Raw genomic sequence first — 16,263 nt, 5'->3', positions numbered from 1 at the left:
CCGATTTTCAAAACCAAAAAGCGTAATTTTGGCAAACATAACATAGGGTTTGACATCTAATAAAAGAGCCATATTAATATCGCTTTGCACCAGTATTGTACTGATGTTGGCTAAGTTTGTCGCATTTTTTATCACCAATTCTAATGCAATTTTAACTGATGCAGCAGAAAGTATTGTAAACGTATTGGCCAGTGGCTTTGCTTTTTACAGTATTTATCTCGCTACTTTACCTAAGGACGAAAATCACCCTTATGGGCATGGTAAAGTAGAGTTTTTCTCCGCATTTGTAGAAGGTGTTTTGATTGGAATTGCGGGAGTTATTATTTTAGTTAAATCTGCTTACAGCTTGTTTTATGGCAATGAAGTAGCCGATTTGTATGACGGAGCTTTAATTATTGGCGCTACTGGTTTGGTAAATACAGCAGTAGGCTTTTACCTTATAAGAACTGGAAAGCAAAATAAGTCGCTAACATTAGAAGCAGATGGCAAACATTTGCTTACCGATGCGGTGAGTAGCGCTGGTTTGGTTTTAGGGATTGTGATGATCCAACTTACGCAAATTTTCTGGCTGGATAGCGTTATTTCTATCCTTTTAGGCATTTATATTATTTACAATGGCTATAAGTTAACCCGCAAATCTGTTGGTGGCCTAATGGACGAGAGCAATTTGGAACTTGTTAAGGAAGTGGTAGAAGCATTGCAGAAAAATAGGCAGCCAAGCTGGATAGATGTGCATAATTTGAGAGCGCAGCAATACGGTGCCGATTTACATATTGATTGCCATGTAACCTTGCCTTATTATTTCGATTTAAATGCTGTTCATAAAGAGATTTCTGATATTGATAAGATGATTAACCAAGAAGTGAGCCACAGCACTGAGTTGTTTATCCATGCCGATCCGTGTTTGCCTGCTTGTTGCCATTACTGCAAAATGGAAAATTGCCCAGTAAGAGCAGAGGCTTTTAAAGGTGAAATTAAGTGGGATATGGAAAACGTGACTAAAAATCAAAAGCATTTTAGCCGATGAGTTATTTTAATATTAGGGTTTACGGGTTGCTGATTAATGAGCAGCAAGAGGTTTTATTAAGCGATGAATTTGAAGGTGATCGCTATTTTACGAAATTTCCTGGTGGAGGTTTAGAGTTTGGAGAAGGCTTAATTGATGGTTTAAAACGGGAGTTTGTGGAAGAATGCGATGCAAAAATTGAAGTTTTGAGCCATTTTTACACTACCGATTTCTACGAAAAATCTTCTTTTAATGATAGTCAGGTTATCAGTATCTATTATTTTGTAAAACCGATAGAAGAGCTACAACTAAAATTTAAATGCAAGGTTTTTGATTTTGATGAAGGCACAAGCCAATGTTTTAGATGGAGAAAGATTGAAGAGCTTACTGCTGATGATGTTACTTTTAGAACAGATAAAACAGTTGTTGAATTGCTAAAATCGATAGCTAATGCAGGATAAAACCGCTTACTATTTTGCGCCTATAGCAAAGTTAGTCCTTTTCGTTTTGCTGTGCTTTGTTTGCATGGTTCCGTTTAGCTTAATTGGCAACTTTTCTTTCTTGCCACTTGCTCCCAGTAAATTACTAGCAGATATTTCGAACGAGCTGGCTTTGATATTGGCAATTCTAGGTGCATTAATGATGCTGTTTAGACTGCTGCCCAATTTAGATTTTTACGCTGTATTTGTTAGGAAAGAACATTTGCTCAAAGGTTTTCTTAAAGGTACAGGTTTAGGCGTTGTTTTTATGCTGGTTAGTGCAGCTGTGCTTTACATAGGAGGATACGTCGAGTTTTCTATAAAATCTATGGCGATTTCATCTGTTTTACTTTATCTAGTCTTTTTTCTGCTGATATCAATTTTTGAAGAACTGTTGTTTAGGACTTACCCATTATTTGTTTTTACCGAAAGATACCCGGTTTGGCTAGCTATACTGGTTAATGGCCTGCTGTTTGGGTTGGCGCATATTGGCAATGATGATTTTACCACCTTAGCTATGGCAAATATTACATTAGCTGGGATTTTGTTTTGCGTTTATACCCTGCAAAAGCAAAATATTGCGTGGGTTTTAGGATTGCATTTTTCTTGGAACTTCACCCAAGGTATTATTTTAGGTTATAATGTGAGCGGAAATGAAATGCCTGGCGTTTTAAAAGCCATCCCGATAGGAGAAAATTATTTGTCTGGTGGTAAATTTGGGGTAGAAGGCTCTGTTGTTTGTACCGTGTTGCTAGTTATCTGGATTATTTGGCGCATATACAAGTTTGGATTGGGAAATGATGAAGTTGTTGGTTTTAATGCTGAAGGCAACAACTGATAGTTGTGTTTGTATTGTCGCTTATTGTTTCTTTGAGTAATATTGATAGGATAAACTCTTAATTCCTTGTCTTCTTGTGTTGATATCGCTATTTTAGCTAAAATATGCGCTTAATAGAACAATTTATCGCTGCAATAAAAGCTAGAGAAGATGATACCATCAATCAGGCTAGGGTGTTAATGCTATTTTACCTGCTTTTAGCTTATTGTGGCTTTGGTTTGTTGTTGGTTTTTGCTTACGTATATACAGGTCAGATACCGCAGTTAATTAGGGCTTCGATAATTACCGTATTTGCAGTATCTCTTTTATCGGTTCTTTATTTTTTCAATTATTGGAGGATTATTTCTCACGCTATCTTATCTCTTATCACAATTTTAGGGGTTTGGGCAAACCTGCTGATCTATGTGCAGGGTATGAACGCCGCTACCTTACAATACATTTGGCTGGCATCGGCACTGGGTTTTTATATGCACGGTTCCAAATGGGGATGGTTTTATGCTAGTTTAAATATCATTCCGGTATTATTAGATGCTACTATTTCTAGAGAAGGATATTTTTTCTTGAGTGATGGGCCGCAGGTAATAGCCCGACCAATTTATGTATTTGTGTTGGTGTTCGATTTTGTGGCCATTGCGTTTTTACACTACTTCTTCTTTAGGGCTTTCAATAAAAACATCACCACCTTAACAGAAACAAAAAATCAGCTCAATGAAATTAATGAGAAGTTAAGCAAAACGGTGTTAGAAATTAATGAATTATCTAACGCCAGGATGAATTTTCTATCGACTATGTCGCACGAGTTGCGAACGCCTTTAAACGGTGTAATTGGGCTTACTAATGTGCTGCTGCTCCAAGAACCTCGTAAAGATCAGGAAGAGACATTAGCGGTTTTAAAATTCTCAGCAGAAAACCTTCTTAATTTAGTGAACGATGTGTTGGATTTCAATAAGTTAGACTCTGAGATGGTAGAGCTGGAACGGATACCATTTAATCTATCAGATTTGGTTGCAAATATTTACGCAGCAACTAGATTAAAGGCGGAAGAAAAACATCTGGATTTTCGTTTAGATGTGATCCCCAATCTAAAAGATGTTACACTGTTAGGCGATCCAACTCGTTTAACGCAGGTTTTACTTAACCTTTTAAATAACGCTATTAAATTTACTGAAAAGGGCAGCGTTGTATTAACTTGTAGTAGCCCGGCTTTGTCTAAAGATAGTGCTGTTGTGAGGTTTGTGATAGAAGATACAGGAATTGGAATTGAAAGGAGTAGACAGGATAAGGTGTTCGAGGTTTTTGTTCAGGCATCTGCAAGTACAAATAGAAATTACGGTGGCACAGGTTTGGGGCTGCCTATTGTTAAAAAAGTGCTTGAGCTTTACCAATCTAATCTAGTCATGGAAAGCGGCGTAAATAAAGGCACTAAGTTTTCATTTGATATATCGTTTCCACTTATAAGCGATGCAAAGGTTGAGTTAACGAGAAAGCAATATCAGCAAGTTGATGATAACAATATTTCTTCATTGAAAATCTTGGTAGTTGAAGATAATTTGGTGAATGTAATGGTGACCAAGAAAATATTAAACCGTTTTGGGATAATGCCAGATGTGGCAGAAAACGGTAGAGTTGCCTTAGACATGGTTTGCAGAAATGGATATGATTTAATTTTGATGGATCTTTATATGCCGATAATGGATGGTTACGAAGCGACTAAAGCAATTAGAGGTTTGAAAGGCAATAAAAAAGCATTAGTGCCAATTGTAGCGCTTACGGCAACGGTAAATAACCAAGTGTTAGAAGATACAGCAGGCGTAGGGATGAACGGTTACTTAGCAAAGCCTTTTCATCCTAATGATTTGCTTGAAGAACTGAAAAAGTATATTTAAGTTATTTGATACAAAAATTTAACAAGGCAGCTAGACTAGCACCAATCAGCGGGCCGATAACTGGTATCCACCCATAATTCCAATTGCTGCTACCTTTTCCTTTCATTGGTATAATGCTGTGAACAATTCTGGGTCCTAAGTCTCTAGCCGGGTTAATTGCATAACCAGTTGTACCTCCTAAACTTAATCCTATAACCCAAACCAAAAAAGCTACTGGAAGTGCGCCAACCGAACCTAAACCTATTGGTGTTTTTTCTTCGCCCATTTCGCCACCAGTGATATAAAAAATAACGAAAATGAGTACGAAAGTACCAACAATTTCAGAAAATAGGTTTGACAGTTTGTTTGGTATTGCAGGACTAGTAGCAAACGGGGCAGCCTTTAAGCCTTTGTCTTCGGTGGCATCAAAGTGGTCTTTATAAAAAATCCAGACCAACAAAGCACCAAAAATAGCACCTCCTAATTGCGATATAATGTAATATGGCACTTTTGCCCATTCAAAAGCGCCGGCAACTGCTAAAGCTACAGTTACCGCTGGGTTAATGTGGGCACCACTATGTGGACCGGCCACTACCACACCTACAAATACTGCCAGTGCCCAGGCAGTCGTAATTACCATCCAACCGCTATTGTTGCCCTTAGTATCCTTTAAAACAACATTTGCAACTACGCCATTTCCTAAAAGGATAAGAAGGGCGGTGCCAATAAATTCTGCAATGTAAGGGTTCATAGGGGAGTTGGTTAATCGTTTAAACTGTTTATTTGGTTAACTGTTAGAACTGTAAACTGACGACTGGTAACTGCCTACTGTTCTGTATTTGCTATCGCAGCTTTAATGGCTTGCTGCCAACCTTTAATTCGTTCGGTACTTACTTTTTCATTTGCCGTAAAGGTCTTGTTAATCTTCCATTGCAATTTAATATCATTAATATCTTTCCAGAAACCCGTCGCTAAACCAGCAAGATAAGCTGCACCTATAGCCGTAACTTCTGTAACTTCGGGTCTAATCACCTTACAATCCAATAAGTTGGCCTGAAACTGCATCAATAGGTTGTTTGCTGTAGCTCCGCCATCAACTCTTAATTCTGCAATAGGAGTGCCGGCATCTGCTTGTATGGCATTTAAAACATCCATGGTTTGGTAAGCAATGCTTTCTAAAGCAGCTCTCGCTATATGTGATTTGTTAGTGCCTCTGGTAATTCCGGTGATGGTACCTCTGGCATCTTGGTTCCAATATGGAGCACCAAGGCCAGCAAAAGCGGGTACAATGTAAACACCATTGGTATCTTCTACTTGTTGAGCCAAAGTTTCTACATCAGCAGATTTTTGGATCAAACCAAGCTCATCACGTAACCATTGTACAACGGCACCGGCAATAAAAATACTGCCTTCTAAAGCATAATTAACTTCGCCATTAATTTGCCATGCAATGGTGGTTAATAGGTTGTTGTTAGATGTTTTTGCAGTTTTCCCAATGTTCATCAACATGAAACAGCCCGTGCCGTAAGTGTTTTTAACCATGCCTGGTTGGGTGCACATTTGTCCAAACAAAGCAGATTGTTGATCGCCAGCAATACCAGCTATTGGAAGTTGTGCCGCTAAGATGTTGCCTGCCGTTGTACCATATACTTCACTAGAAGATTTAACTTCTGGTAACATCGATTTAGGAATGTCAAATAAAGCTAAAAGTTCATCATCCCATGATAGGGAATGGATGTTGTAGATCATAGTGCGGGAAGCATTGCTCACATCGGTAACGTGAACTTTTCCTCCGGTTAAATTCCAAATTAGCCAACTATCTATGGTGCCAAACGCCAAATCGCCGTTTTCTGCCTTTTCGCGTGCGCCTTCTACGTTTTCTAAAATCCATCTTATTTTAGTGGCTGAAAAGTATGAATCGATAATTAGTCCCGTCTTGTCTTGTATCGCCTTTGCTTTTCCCTGCTCTTTAATACTGATACAGTACTCTGATGTTCTCCTGTCTTGCCAAACAATGGCATTGTAGATTGGCTTTCCGGTATTTCTATCCCAAACTACAGTAGTTTCCCTTTGGTTGGTAATACCGATCGCTTCAATGTCTGTTGCTGTTAAGCCAGCTTTAGCTATTACTTCGGTAGCAACCGATAATTGTGTAGACCAAATTTCATTCGGATTGTGCTCTACCCATCCAGCTTTGGGGTAAATTTGGGTAAACTCTTTTTGAGCTATGGCAATAATTTCGCCGCTGTGGTTAAAGACAATAGCCCGCGAGCTAGTAGTCCCTTGATCTAGAGATAAAATAAATTTGCCCATACATTATATTTGGTCGAAGTTTAAACTGCTAAAGCAGGTTCTTTCTTTTCTACTTTCGTTTTGTAGGTATAGCCTTCTGCTAATTTAACAAAAGATTTCACTTGTTCATCTTCCCAATTTTTATCTACGCCAACTTCTTTTGCCATAATAGAAGCCACGTTAGCGCTCATTTCTATTGCAGCTTTGGCATCAATAATTAATACCCTTAAACGTCTACTCAGTATATCTTCCACGGTTTCTGCCATCTCATTTCTTACACTCCATACCACTTCTGCGTGGGTATAAGGGAAGTTCGGGTGCAATTTTTGACCTAGTTCAGGGTTTTGCTGAATTAGGGTTTCGATATGGTTTCTATCTGATCCATAAATGTTCAGATAGTTTTCACTTGTAGCGTTTTCGCAACCATGTATCGCTAAGTGTTCTGTCTGACAAGCTTTAGATACAAGCCCCGCTTCTTTTATGGCTAGATCAATAGTTTCTTCTGCCATACGTCGATAAGTGGTCCATTTACCGCCAGTAATAGTAATTAAACCTTTTGCAGAAACCATCAGCTTGTGGTCTCTACTAATTTCTTTGGTGCTGTTAGAGTTGTTATCGGTAGGAGCAGCCAAAGGGCGTAGACCAGAAAATACGCTTAAAATATCATCTTCTGTTGGTTTCTTTTTGAAATAACTAGCTGCAGTGCTTAAAATAAAATCAGTTTCTTCTTTTAAAGCCCTAGGTTCTAAGCTATGTTCGTTTAAAGGTGTGTCGGTAGTGCCTACTAACAAATGGTTATGCCACTGCACAGCAAATAAAACCCTGCCATCAGAGGTTTTAGGGATCATCAGCGCCGAGTCGCTATTTAAAAATTCCTTCTTTAGAACAATGTGTACACCTTGGCTTGGTCTTACCGTTTTCTTTGCTTTCGAGTTGCTCATTTGCAGAATTTCGTCTACAAAAACGCCAGTGGCGTTAATTACCACTTTCCCGAACAAACTGAAAGTTTCGTTTGTGATAGCGTCAGTTGCTATAACGCCTTTAATTTTATCTCCGTCTTTTAAAAGGTTGGTCACTTTCATGTAGTTAACCAACGTAGCCCCTTGCTCTTTTGCCGTTTGTGCAATGTTTATGGCAAGCCTAGCATCATCGAAACGACCATCGAAATAACGGATAGCACCTTTAAGCCCTTGCTCCTTAACGCCTGGCATAATGCTTAATGTCTCCTTTTTAGAGAAAAATTTCGAAGTTCCGAAACTGAAACGGCCAGCTAACCAATCGTAAAGTTTTAAACCAATTAAATATTTCGCAACCGAAAACCAATCGTAGCAGGGAATAAGAAATTCTTCTTTATGAACTAAATGAGCAGCATTCTGCTGCATCAAACCTCTTTCTTTAAGTGCATGCTTAACTAATGCTATGTCGCCTTGTGCTAAATATCTAACCCCACCGTGTACTAATTTTGTGCTTCTGCTAGATGTTCCTTTCGCAAAATCAGCTTGCTCGATCAATAATGTTTTTAAGCCCCTGCTTGCAGAATCTAATGCTGTTCCAAGTCCGGTTGCGCCACCGCCAATTATAATAATATCCCATTCCGATTGGTCAACTAGGTTGTGATGATGTATTCTCTGCATAATAAATTGTAATAAAACGAAACAATAAGCAATTATAAGTAATCAAAATCGAAATAATAAATACTTTGATGAAAATATTTTTCTTATGTAAATATGATGACGTTCTTTATATAAATTATTAAATTGCGATTAAATATAAACGCTATGAGCATGACGCTTGCCGAAAGGCATCAATTTATACTTAATCGTATACAGCAAGACCAGTATATTAACGTGGTTGAGCTTTGCAAGGAGCTTAAAGTTTCGTCGGTTACCATTCGTAAAGATTTAAAGCTTTTAGAAGATAAAAACCTGCTTTTTAGGACACACGGAGGCGCAACGTTGAGTAATCCGTACACGGTAGATAGGCCTGTTAATGAAAAGGAGAAAATGCAGTCGTCTGAAAAAAATAGGATAGGAGCAGCTGCGGCAAAACTACTGAAAGAGAACGATTCGATAGTGGTTGCTTCTGGGACCACCCTGCTTTATTTTGTAAAAAGTATTCCTAACGGACTGAATTTGACTGTAGTTACATCTTCTCTTAATATTTCAATTGAGTTTTTGCGTAACCCCGATGTAGAGGTAATACAGCTAGGTGGTTTGTTGCGAAAGAGTTCTTCTTCGGTAATGGGTTCTTATGCAGAACAGGTTTTGCAGGATTTTTATTTCAATACATTGTTTTTGGGTGTAGATGGTATTGATTTAGAGCATGGGTTTACTACAACTAACGCAATGGAGGCGCACTTAAACCGTCAAATGATCAAAGTTTCGCAAAAGGTGGTAGTGCTTGCCGATTCTACCAAGTTTAACAAACGGGGCTTTGGTAAAATATGTGGTTTTGAGGATGTTGACCAAATTATAACTGATAAAGGTATTTCCCAACAAATGATTAATCATCTAGAGGGATTGGGGATTACTGTAACTGTGGTTTAGATGTAAGTTTCTTTAAATAATCTAAATGGAAAGCACCATCTTTTAGATGGTGCTTTTTTGTGTTTTGTTTTCGTAATATTTCGTATTGCTTTCGATTAAATTTTGTGGATAATTCTTGTGTTTGTTTTAATGCTGTTTAGCGGCTATTCAAAAAATATATTTTCATTTTTTTTGATTATTTGAAAATTATATTTAGTTTCAATTTGTTTTTATATTATCATTGCGAAATATTTAATAACATAAAATTAAATAACTTGTAATTGCGAATTGTTTCAAAATAGGTTAATAACCAGTTAATACAGAGTTAACAAAGGCAGGCTACTTTTGCAGCATTCGGGAAAATTATAAAAAGAAACTAGTAAATAACCCGATATAGATTAATTATGAACAAAACAACTACTCAAAAGGCTCGCATGTGCATGCATGCAGCGAGGTGCGAACACATCTCGCAGTCACAGCTTTCTGTAATTGGTATTTTGAAGAAGCGATCGTTTAGAAATGTATTTAGCATGGCATTTCTATTTGCTATGCTTTTTCAATTTTCGTTATTACATGATGTTGCGGCACAAACAACATCTCAGAACGTTACTATTAAAGGTACTATTTTGGATGATGCCGATGGTACAGCAGTGCCTGGCGTTAGTATCACGGACAACACTAGAAAAGTGTTAGGTTTAACTGACGGAAACGGAGGTTTTACTATCAATGTGCCGAGAGGAACATCTGTAAGTTTTACAATGATTGGTTATACTACTGTAACCAGAACATTTGCAAATGCGCAAACAGATGTTAATATTAGAATGAAGTCATCAACAAATGAGTTGAATACAGTTGTCGTAACGGCTTTAGGTATAAAAAGGGATGAAAAGGCACTTGGATATGCTGTCACCAAGTTAGATAGCAATGCATTCACCGACGCTGCTGCTAGTAATTGGACCGATGCCCTTTCTGGTAAGGTTGCTGGATTAAATTTAGTGCGTAATGGCGGCCCGGCAGGTTCTAATAAAATCATTTTACGTGGTGAAAATAATTTAACTGGAGATAATGAGGCCTTAATTGTAATTGATGGTGTAGTGGCTAGTAGTAGTTCTCGACGTTCGGCAGGTACCGGTGGTGGTGTTTATGGTACTGGTGGTGATATCATGCCTGCGGATTTCGGAAGTGGATTAAATGATTTGAATCCTGAAGATATTGAAAGCGTTACGGTACTTAAGGGGCCAGCTGCCTCTGCACTTTACGGGCAACGTGGAGCTAATGGAGCTATCATTATCACAACTAAATCAGCAACAAAGGATAGAAAAACTGTCGGCATAACTTTTACATCAAATAGTACATGGGAGGAAGTTAGTAGACGTCCAGATAGGCAAGACGAATTCGGTCAAGGTCAATTTGGCGTTTCCTATTTCTCTCACGGAAATACAGTAGATGGACCTAGTACAAATGCAACAAGTGCTTCTTGGGGAGCACCATTTGCTGCTGGCGGAATGTTTTTTCAGTACGACCCCGCTACGAAGGTTAGAGGTTTAAATAGAACACCTTGGGTAGCTTATGATGATCCTATTGATGCATTCTTTACAACTGGTTTTCAATCTATGAATTCGGTAAGTTTAGATGGAACTTATAAAAAAGTAGGTATGCGTCTTTCTGCTAGCCATGGAAATAACGAATGGATTGTTCCAAATACAGGGTTGGAAAGAACAAGTGTTTCTTTTAATGCTAACACTAATTTAACGAAAAAATTAAGTATCAACATTAAAGCTCAATATAATAATAGGAATAGCGATAATTTGCCAGCAACTGGCTATGGTAATCAATCATTAATGTATTGGTTTATGTTTGCTCAGCCAAATGTTAATACAGATTGGTATAGGGATTACTGGGTAACTGGCCAGGAGGGTAGAAGACTTGTTAACATTACTACAACAAATCCTGAAAGTCCTTATGCTATTTCAGAACTATATCTTAACGGCCAGCGTAGAAATGGATGGTTAGGTAATATTCAGGCCAACTACAAATTTACTAAAGAATTAAGTTTAATGGTGAGAGCTTCTGGCGACTTGAACAAGGATGTAAGGGAAACTAGAAGACCTTGGGACGCTTCGGGTAACAGGTTTGCTCAAGGTTCTTTCCGAGTAAACAACATTAGGTCTTATGAAATTAATGCTGATTTCATGTTGAAATATGACAAAAAGTTTAGCAAAGACCTTCATATGACAGCTAGTTTTGGTGGAAGTCAGATGCGAAATGAATATAGCAGGTTAGAAACACGTGCAGATGGTTTAGTTGTTCCAGGTACTTATAGCTTAGATAACAATCAAAATCCTTTGATATATGTACCTGATACGTCTAGGTATAGAATTAATAGTTTTTATGCTGCTGCTTCTTTTTCTTACAAGAACTATCTTTTCTTGGATGTTACTGCTCGTCAAGATTGGAACAGTACTTTGGCTACGCTTACTAGAACTGATAATGTTGGTTTTTTCTATCCATCTGCAAGTTTAGCTTTTGTAGCTTCAGATTATTGGAGACTTCCAAAAACAGTTAGCTTTTTAAAGCTTAGAGCATCTTTGGCTCAGGTAGGTAGTGGAAGTACAACTCCATACAGAACGGCTTACAATTACCTCATAGCCGCTAATGATGTATATCCGGATAATGCAATGACAAATCCGACTATTTTGCCTAATCCAAATTTAAAACCGTTAATAACTACAACGGCAGAATTGGGTTTAGATTTAAAATTGTTTAAAAATCGTTTAAACTTTGATTTAGCTGTTTACGCTGGAAATACAAAAAATCAAATCTTAAATAGGATTGTAGATAGATCTACAGGATATAATGTTGGTGTATTTAACGTTGGTAGGGTAGATAATAAAGGTATCGAGCTAGCACTAAATGGTACGCCAGTTCAAACTAAAAGTTTTAAATGGACATTGAATGGTACTTTTACCGCTAACAGAAATAAAATTAAGGAACTTGCAGATACTTCTGTAGTGTTGCGTACCGGTGCTTTGGGTGGCGGTCAAGTTGTAGCGAATGTAGGTGGCAGTATGGGCGATTTGTACGGAAGGGGTTTCTTGCGTTCTCCAGATGGCCAAATTGTATTTAACGGTACTACTGGTAATGCACTTGCTAGCGCAGATTTGATGTACTTGGGAAACACAATGCCGCAGTTTAGATTTAGCTTTGGCACAGGAGCTTCGTATAAACAATTTAGCATGAATGTGTTGTTCGATGCACAACTTGGAGCAGTTGGACACTCGTTAACTTTCTCTCGTATGGCAGCATTAGGTAAATTAAAACTTACCTTGCCTGGTAGATATAATGGGGTAATTGGAGAAGGTGTAGTTCAAAATCCTGATGGAACTTATCGTCAAAACGATGTAACTGCAACTAATTTAGAAAGTTATTATACTGCGCTCTACGGCTCAGATCAAGCCGAAGGTAGTATCTTTAGTACAGATTATTTGAAATTTAGAGAGGCTAATATCACCTATAACTTTAACAAGAAATTTTTAAAGAGAATTGGATTTAACAAAATGTCGCTTGGCGTTTTCGGACGTGATTTGTTCATTTGGTCGCCTTGGCCAGCATTTGATCCAGAATTTGGAACATTAGCAGGTTCGGATATTGTTCAAGGTTTTGAAACAGGACAATTACCAACAACCAGAACAATGGGCGTACGTTTAGTAGTTGGCTTATAAAAAGTATTAGAAATGAAAAAGAATAATAAATTAGTAATATATATTCTTCTGGCTGCTTTGGGGTTAAACTCGGCATGTACAAAAGATTTCAATGAGGTAAATACTGATCCTATTGGCGAACCTATGGTTGCACCTCATAGATTAATGACATTTCCATTGGTTAATATTCTAACGGCAAACTTAGCTCGTAATAGAAATTTCAATAATGAATTGATGCAAGTTACTGTTGATAGGAATGATGCCGAGGGAAGGGTTTTTAGATATGATATCCGTAGGAATATCGCAGACCAAACTTGGAATGCTTGGTATGTTAACTTAACAGATTTAAAAGATATTTATGTTGCTGCTAGCAGTCCGGAATATTTAAATACTTCATATCAAGGTATCTCGTTGATTACCCAGGCATGGGTGTATTCTTTATTGACAGACACTTATGGTGATGTTCCGTATAAAGAAGCTAACATGGGTAAAGAGGGAAATTATCAACCCGTTTTTGACAAGCAAAAAGATATCTATTTAGATTTGTTTGACAAGTTAGAGCAAGCAAATGATTTATTAAAAGCCAATACTTCTATTGTAGCAACGAGTGATCCTGTCTACAAAGGAGATGTGAGTAAATGGAGAAGATTAGGTAACTCGTTGTACTTACGTTTGTTGTTGAGGGTGTCTGGAAAAGGAGAGGTTTCCGCAAACGCTGTTGCAAAGATTAAGGAGATGGTTGATACAAATCCGAGCGAATACCCGATTATTGAAACTAACGACCAAACTGCTCGTATTTTGTGGAATGGAACAAACAGCACAACTGCTGCATTTTCTTCACCCCTAATGGCAAATGTTCGTCCAGTTGATTTTAGAGGACCTGGTATTTCTACTTTCTTCATAGATAATTTAACTATGTGGAATGATCCGCGAATTAACGACGCATTGGGTTACAATAATGTTAACGTATTCGGTATTAGGCCTGGGCCATTCGGCTATGAAGGTATTCCTAGTGGTTATGCTCCAGGAACTTCAATAGATGTTCAGTCTAGATTTTATTCGCAAGCAGAAACCAATGATCCGCATACGCTACAGATAGATCCTAAAACAGGAATTATCATGAACTGTGCAGAAGTTGACTTTATTTTAGCAGAAGCGGCAGCTAAAGGATGGATAAGTGGAGACCCTGCAACATATTATTATAAAGGTATAGGGAGTGCAATTAATTATTGGATGCCAAGACAAATCAGCCAAGGTGACATTATAGCTCATACAATTTCTAGAGGTATTGGATGGAACAATAGTCTGCCATTGTCAGATTTCAATCCAAACTCTTTAAGTAAAATGTCGTTAATACATACCCAAAAATATTATGCTTTATTTTTGGTAGATTTTCAGCAATGGTTTGAGTATAGAAGAACATCGTACCCACTTTTACCGAAAGGTTCTGGCTTAGCGAATGGTGGAAATATGCCAGCTCGTTTATTTTATCCGTTAGTTACGCAATCAACTAACCCAACTAGTTATAAAAATGCAATTGCTTCACAAGGACCAGACGAAATCAGTACAATGGTTTGGTGGCAAAAACCATAATTAATCTTTAATTATTATGAAAAAGACATTAAAAAATATATGTGTTTTAGCTGCAATTTCTGTAGCAATGTATGGTTGTAAAGAGGCTGATTACGTGAAGAGCGTACCAAGTCCTTACATTTCAAATTTCGATTTGAGAAAACTTTATAAAGGAACAGACGTAAATTTAACTACAGAAGTAATGAGGTCTGCTACTACTGTACGTGGGCAAGTAATTTCAGATCATTCTGGACGTAACTTGCCTGCAGGTTTGCTGATGATACAAAATATGCGAACCGTTGGAAACGGAATTGATTCAATAAGAGGAATTTCTATAAACATTGGTTCTGATGCGGCAAACTTTATTCCTGGAGATTCTTTACATATCGATATTCAAGGTGGTGTATTGAAAAGAGTAGACGGAATTTTGCAGATCACAAATGTTACCTCTAGTAAAATTCAAAAAGTTGCTACAGGTAGGCCATTAATTAATGAAAGAATAGGTTCTTTAAATATTAAAGCTAATCCTGATGCTTACGAGGCTCGTTTAGTAACTATTTTCAATTGTAATTTTGATCCTAATATTGGAATAGAAAAGTTAGAGGGTCTTAAGACTTTTAATGATGGAGGAGAGGATATGCAATCTAATGTATCATCATCAGCTCTTTTCAAAGATGAGTTTCTGCCCTATTCTGCTAACATTACGGGTATTATATTGAGAGGCTCTGATAACAAGATGAATATTCTTCCTAGAATAAAGGCAGATTTTGTTCCTACAAGTATTACGGTTGATCCTAATGTTCCATTGGGTTTAACTCCCGTGGTAGTTACAGGTTTTTGTACTGATGTTCAAGGTGGTGACGGTAATTATGAATATGCTCAGTTTATGGCAACTCAAGATTTGGATTTCAGACAGAAGCCTTTTGCTGTAGTGTTTTCTAGAAACGGAGGAAACTTAAATCCAGACCCAAATTCTGCGCCTGTAAATGGCTGGGCAGCAGGAGGCGATAGGAGTTATAAATTTAATTTAACACGTGGTACTGTAGCAAAGGGTACTTACTTCTATGTTGGCGGTCACAAGGTAATAAATGCCGCAAATTCAACATCAATTGCTGATGCTAATTGGATTGCAAATAAATTATACGTAACAGAACCTGGTGATGATGGTATTGGAAATCCTACTAGTGGTATGATGCCAAATAGTGGACACCCTGCTGGTATAGCTGTGTTCTCTACAGCCAACGTAACAAGAGAAACAGTTCCTGTGGATGTGATTTTTTATGGAACTAGTACTTCTGCTGCAAACGTATATAAAGCAGCCAGTGGTAGTGTTCCCGCTTATGGTTTGCTTATACCTAATAATGATCATTACACACAAAGTAATGGTGCTACTCCTTACTATAAACAAGGTACTAATAGCTATCGTTTGCTATACGAAAGTCCTACAGTAGATATGCCACAAGGTACATTTATTAAGTTGGGCGGAGAGTATAATGTAAGCACTAACACATGGCCAGTTAAGCGAGGTTTTACTGTAGTTAAAATGAATGCAACTACTAAACTGCCTGAAATTGAAACTGGTGCAGGAATATTTAAATTAATCCAATAATTATTGAATGGCATGTTTAATTAAAAGCATGCCATTTTTTTGCACATCGTTATTCATTCCATTACAAAATGAAAAAAATTACAATGGCTTTAGTGTTAGCCTTAAGCGCTAGCTATGCCCAATCTCAAATAGTTATTTCTGGTTATTTAGCCAATCCAACCGGATCTGATAAAAACCAAGAGTATGTTCAATTGCTGGCAACAGAGGATATCGATTTCTCTAAAAACAACTTTGCTTTGGTTGTTTGTAAAAACGGGACAACGGTAGCTCCAAATCCTGGAGAGCCTGCGCCGCAAGGTTGGGCAACAGGCGGCGATAGAACGTACAAATTTAATATCGTTAGCGGTACTGTTAAAAAAGGTGAGTACTTCTACGT

11 protein-coding genes and 1 pseudogene are annotated in these 16,263 nt (G+C 37.7%); 9 read left to right on the top strand and 3 right to left on the bottom strand.

Annotated elements, in window-relative coordinates:
• Positions 1-49 precede the first annotated feature (49 nt).
• The 4 genes from REI64_RS18210 to REI64_RS18195 all read left to right on the top strand — a co-directional run bounded on the left by REI64_RS18210 (position 50) and on the right by REI64_RS18195 (position 4,209).
• Complete coding sequence (locus REI64_RS18210) at positions 50-1,027, top strand: cation diffusion facilitator family transporter (RefSeq protein WP_308851580.1); 978 nt, start codon at positions 50-52, stop codon at positions 1,025-1,027.
• Positions 1,024-1,467, top strand: coding sequence for an NUDIX domain-containing protein (locus tag REI64_RS18205; RefSeq protein WP_308851579.1), 444 nt, complete (start codon positions 1,024-1,026; stop codon positions 1,465-1,467). The genes REI64_RS18210 and REI64_RS18205 overlap by 4 nt, the downstream gene beginning before the upstream one ends.
• Positions 1,457-2,323: a type II CAAX endopeptidase family protein gene (locus tag REI64_RS18200; RefSeq protein ID WP_308851578.1), complete on the top strand. Its 867-nt coding sequence runs from the start codon at positions 1,457-1,459 to the stop codon at positions 2,321-2,323. Before REI64_RS18205 ends, REI64_RS18200 begins: the two co-directional genes overlap by 11 nt.
• A gap of 104 nt (positions 2,324-2,427) precedes the next feature.
• Positions 2,428-4,209 carry an ATP-binding protein gene (locus REI64_RS18195; RefSeq protein WP_308851577.1) on the top strand — a complete coding sequence of 594 codons (1,782 nt, stop codon included), beginning with the start codon at positions 2,428-2,430 and terminating at the stop codon, positions 4,207-4,209.
• 1 nt (position 4,210) lies between these two features.
• On the opposite strand, the gene REI64_RS18190 is transcribed toward REI64_RS18195, so the two are convergent.
• The 3 genes from REI64_RS18190 to REI64_RS18180 form a co-directional block, all read right to left on the bottom strand.
• Positions 4,211-4,939, bottom strand: coding sequence for an MIP/aquaporin family protein (locus tag REI64_RS18190; protein WP_308851576.1), 729 nt, complete (start codon positions 4,937-4,939; stop codon positions 4,211-4,213).
• 74 nt (positions 4,940-5,013) lie between these two features.
• Positions 5,014-6,501 (bottom strand): glycerol kinase GlpK, encoded by a 1,488-nt coding sequence (gene glpK / locus REI64_RS18185; RefSeq protein WP_308851575.1) that lies wholly within the window; start codon positions 6,499-6,501, stop codon positions 5,014-5,016.
• 20 nt (positions 6,502-6,521) lie between these two features.
• Positions 6,522-8,114, bottom strand: coding sequence for a glycerol-3-phosphate dehydrogenase/oxidase (locus tag REI64_RS18180; RefSeq protein ID WP_308851574.1), 1,593 nt, complete (start codon positions 8,112-8,114; stop codon positions 6,522-6,524).
• Between the two features lie 150 nt (positions 8,115-8,264).
• Here REI64_RS18180 and REI64_RS18175 point away from each other — a divergent pair, with 150 nt between their 5' ends.
• From REI64_RS18175 to REI64_RS18155, 5 genes and pseudogenes are all read left to right on the top strand, one after another.
• The gene (locus tag REI64_RS18175; RefSeq protein ID WP_308851593.1) at positions 8,265-9,026 is read left to right on the top strand and encodes a DeoR/GlpR family DNA-binding transcription regulator; all 762 of its coding nucleotides are present in this window, start codon (positions 8,265-8,267) and stop codon (positions 9,024-9,026) included.
• 509 nt (positions 9,027-9,535) lie between these two features.
• A complete protein-coding gene (locus tag REI64_RS18170; RefSeq protein ID WP_308851573.1) occupies positions 9,536-12,727 on the top strand; it encodes a SusC/RagA family TonB-linked outer membrane protein in 3,192 nt (1,063 codons plus the stop codon).
• Between the two features lie 12 nt (positions 12,728-12,739).
• On the top strand, positions 12,740-14,299 hold the full coding sequence (locus REI64_RS18165; RefSeq protein ID WP_308851572.1) for a SusD/RagB family nutrient-binding outer membrane lipoprotein: 1,560 nt from the start codon (positions 12,740-12,742) through the stop codon (positions 14,297-14,299).
• 16 nt (positions 14,300-14,315) lie between these two features.
• On the top strand, positions 14,316-15,887 hold the full coding sequence (locus REI64_RS18160; RefSeq protein ID WP_308851571.1) for a DUF5689 domain-containing protein: 1,572 nt from the start codon (positions 14,316-14,318) through the stop codon (positions 15,885-15,887).
• A 68-nt stretch (positions 15,888-15,955) separates the two neighbouring features.
• Positions 15,956-16,263 (top strand): annotated as a pseudogene (locus tag REI64_RS18155) (hypothetical protein); the annotation flags it as partial.

Origin of the sequence: Pedobacter sp., assembly GCF_031119335.1 — a bacterium.
Classification (GTDB): Bacteria; Bacteroidota; Bacteroidia; order Sphingobacteriales; family Sphingobacteriaceae; genus Pedobacter.
This window is presented reverse-complemented; position numbering and strand designations above follow the sequence as displayed.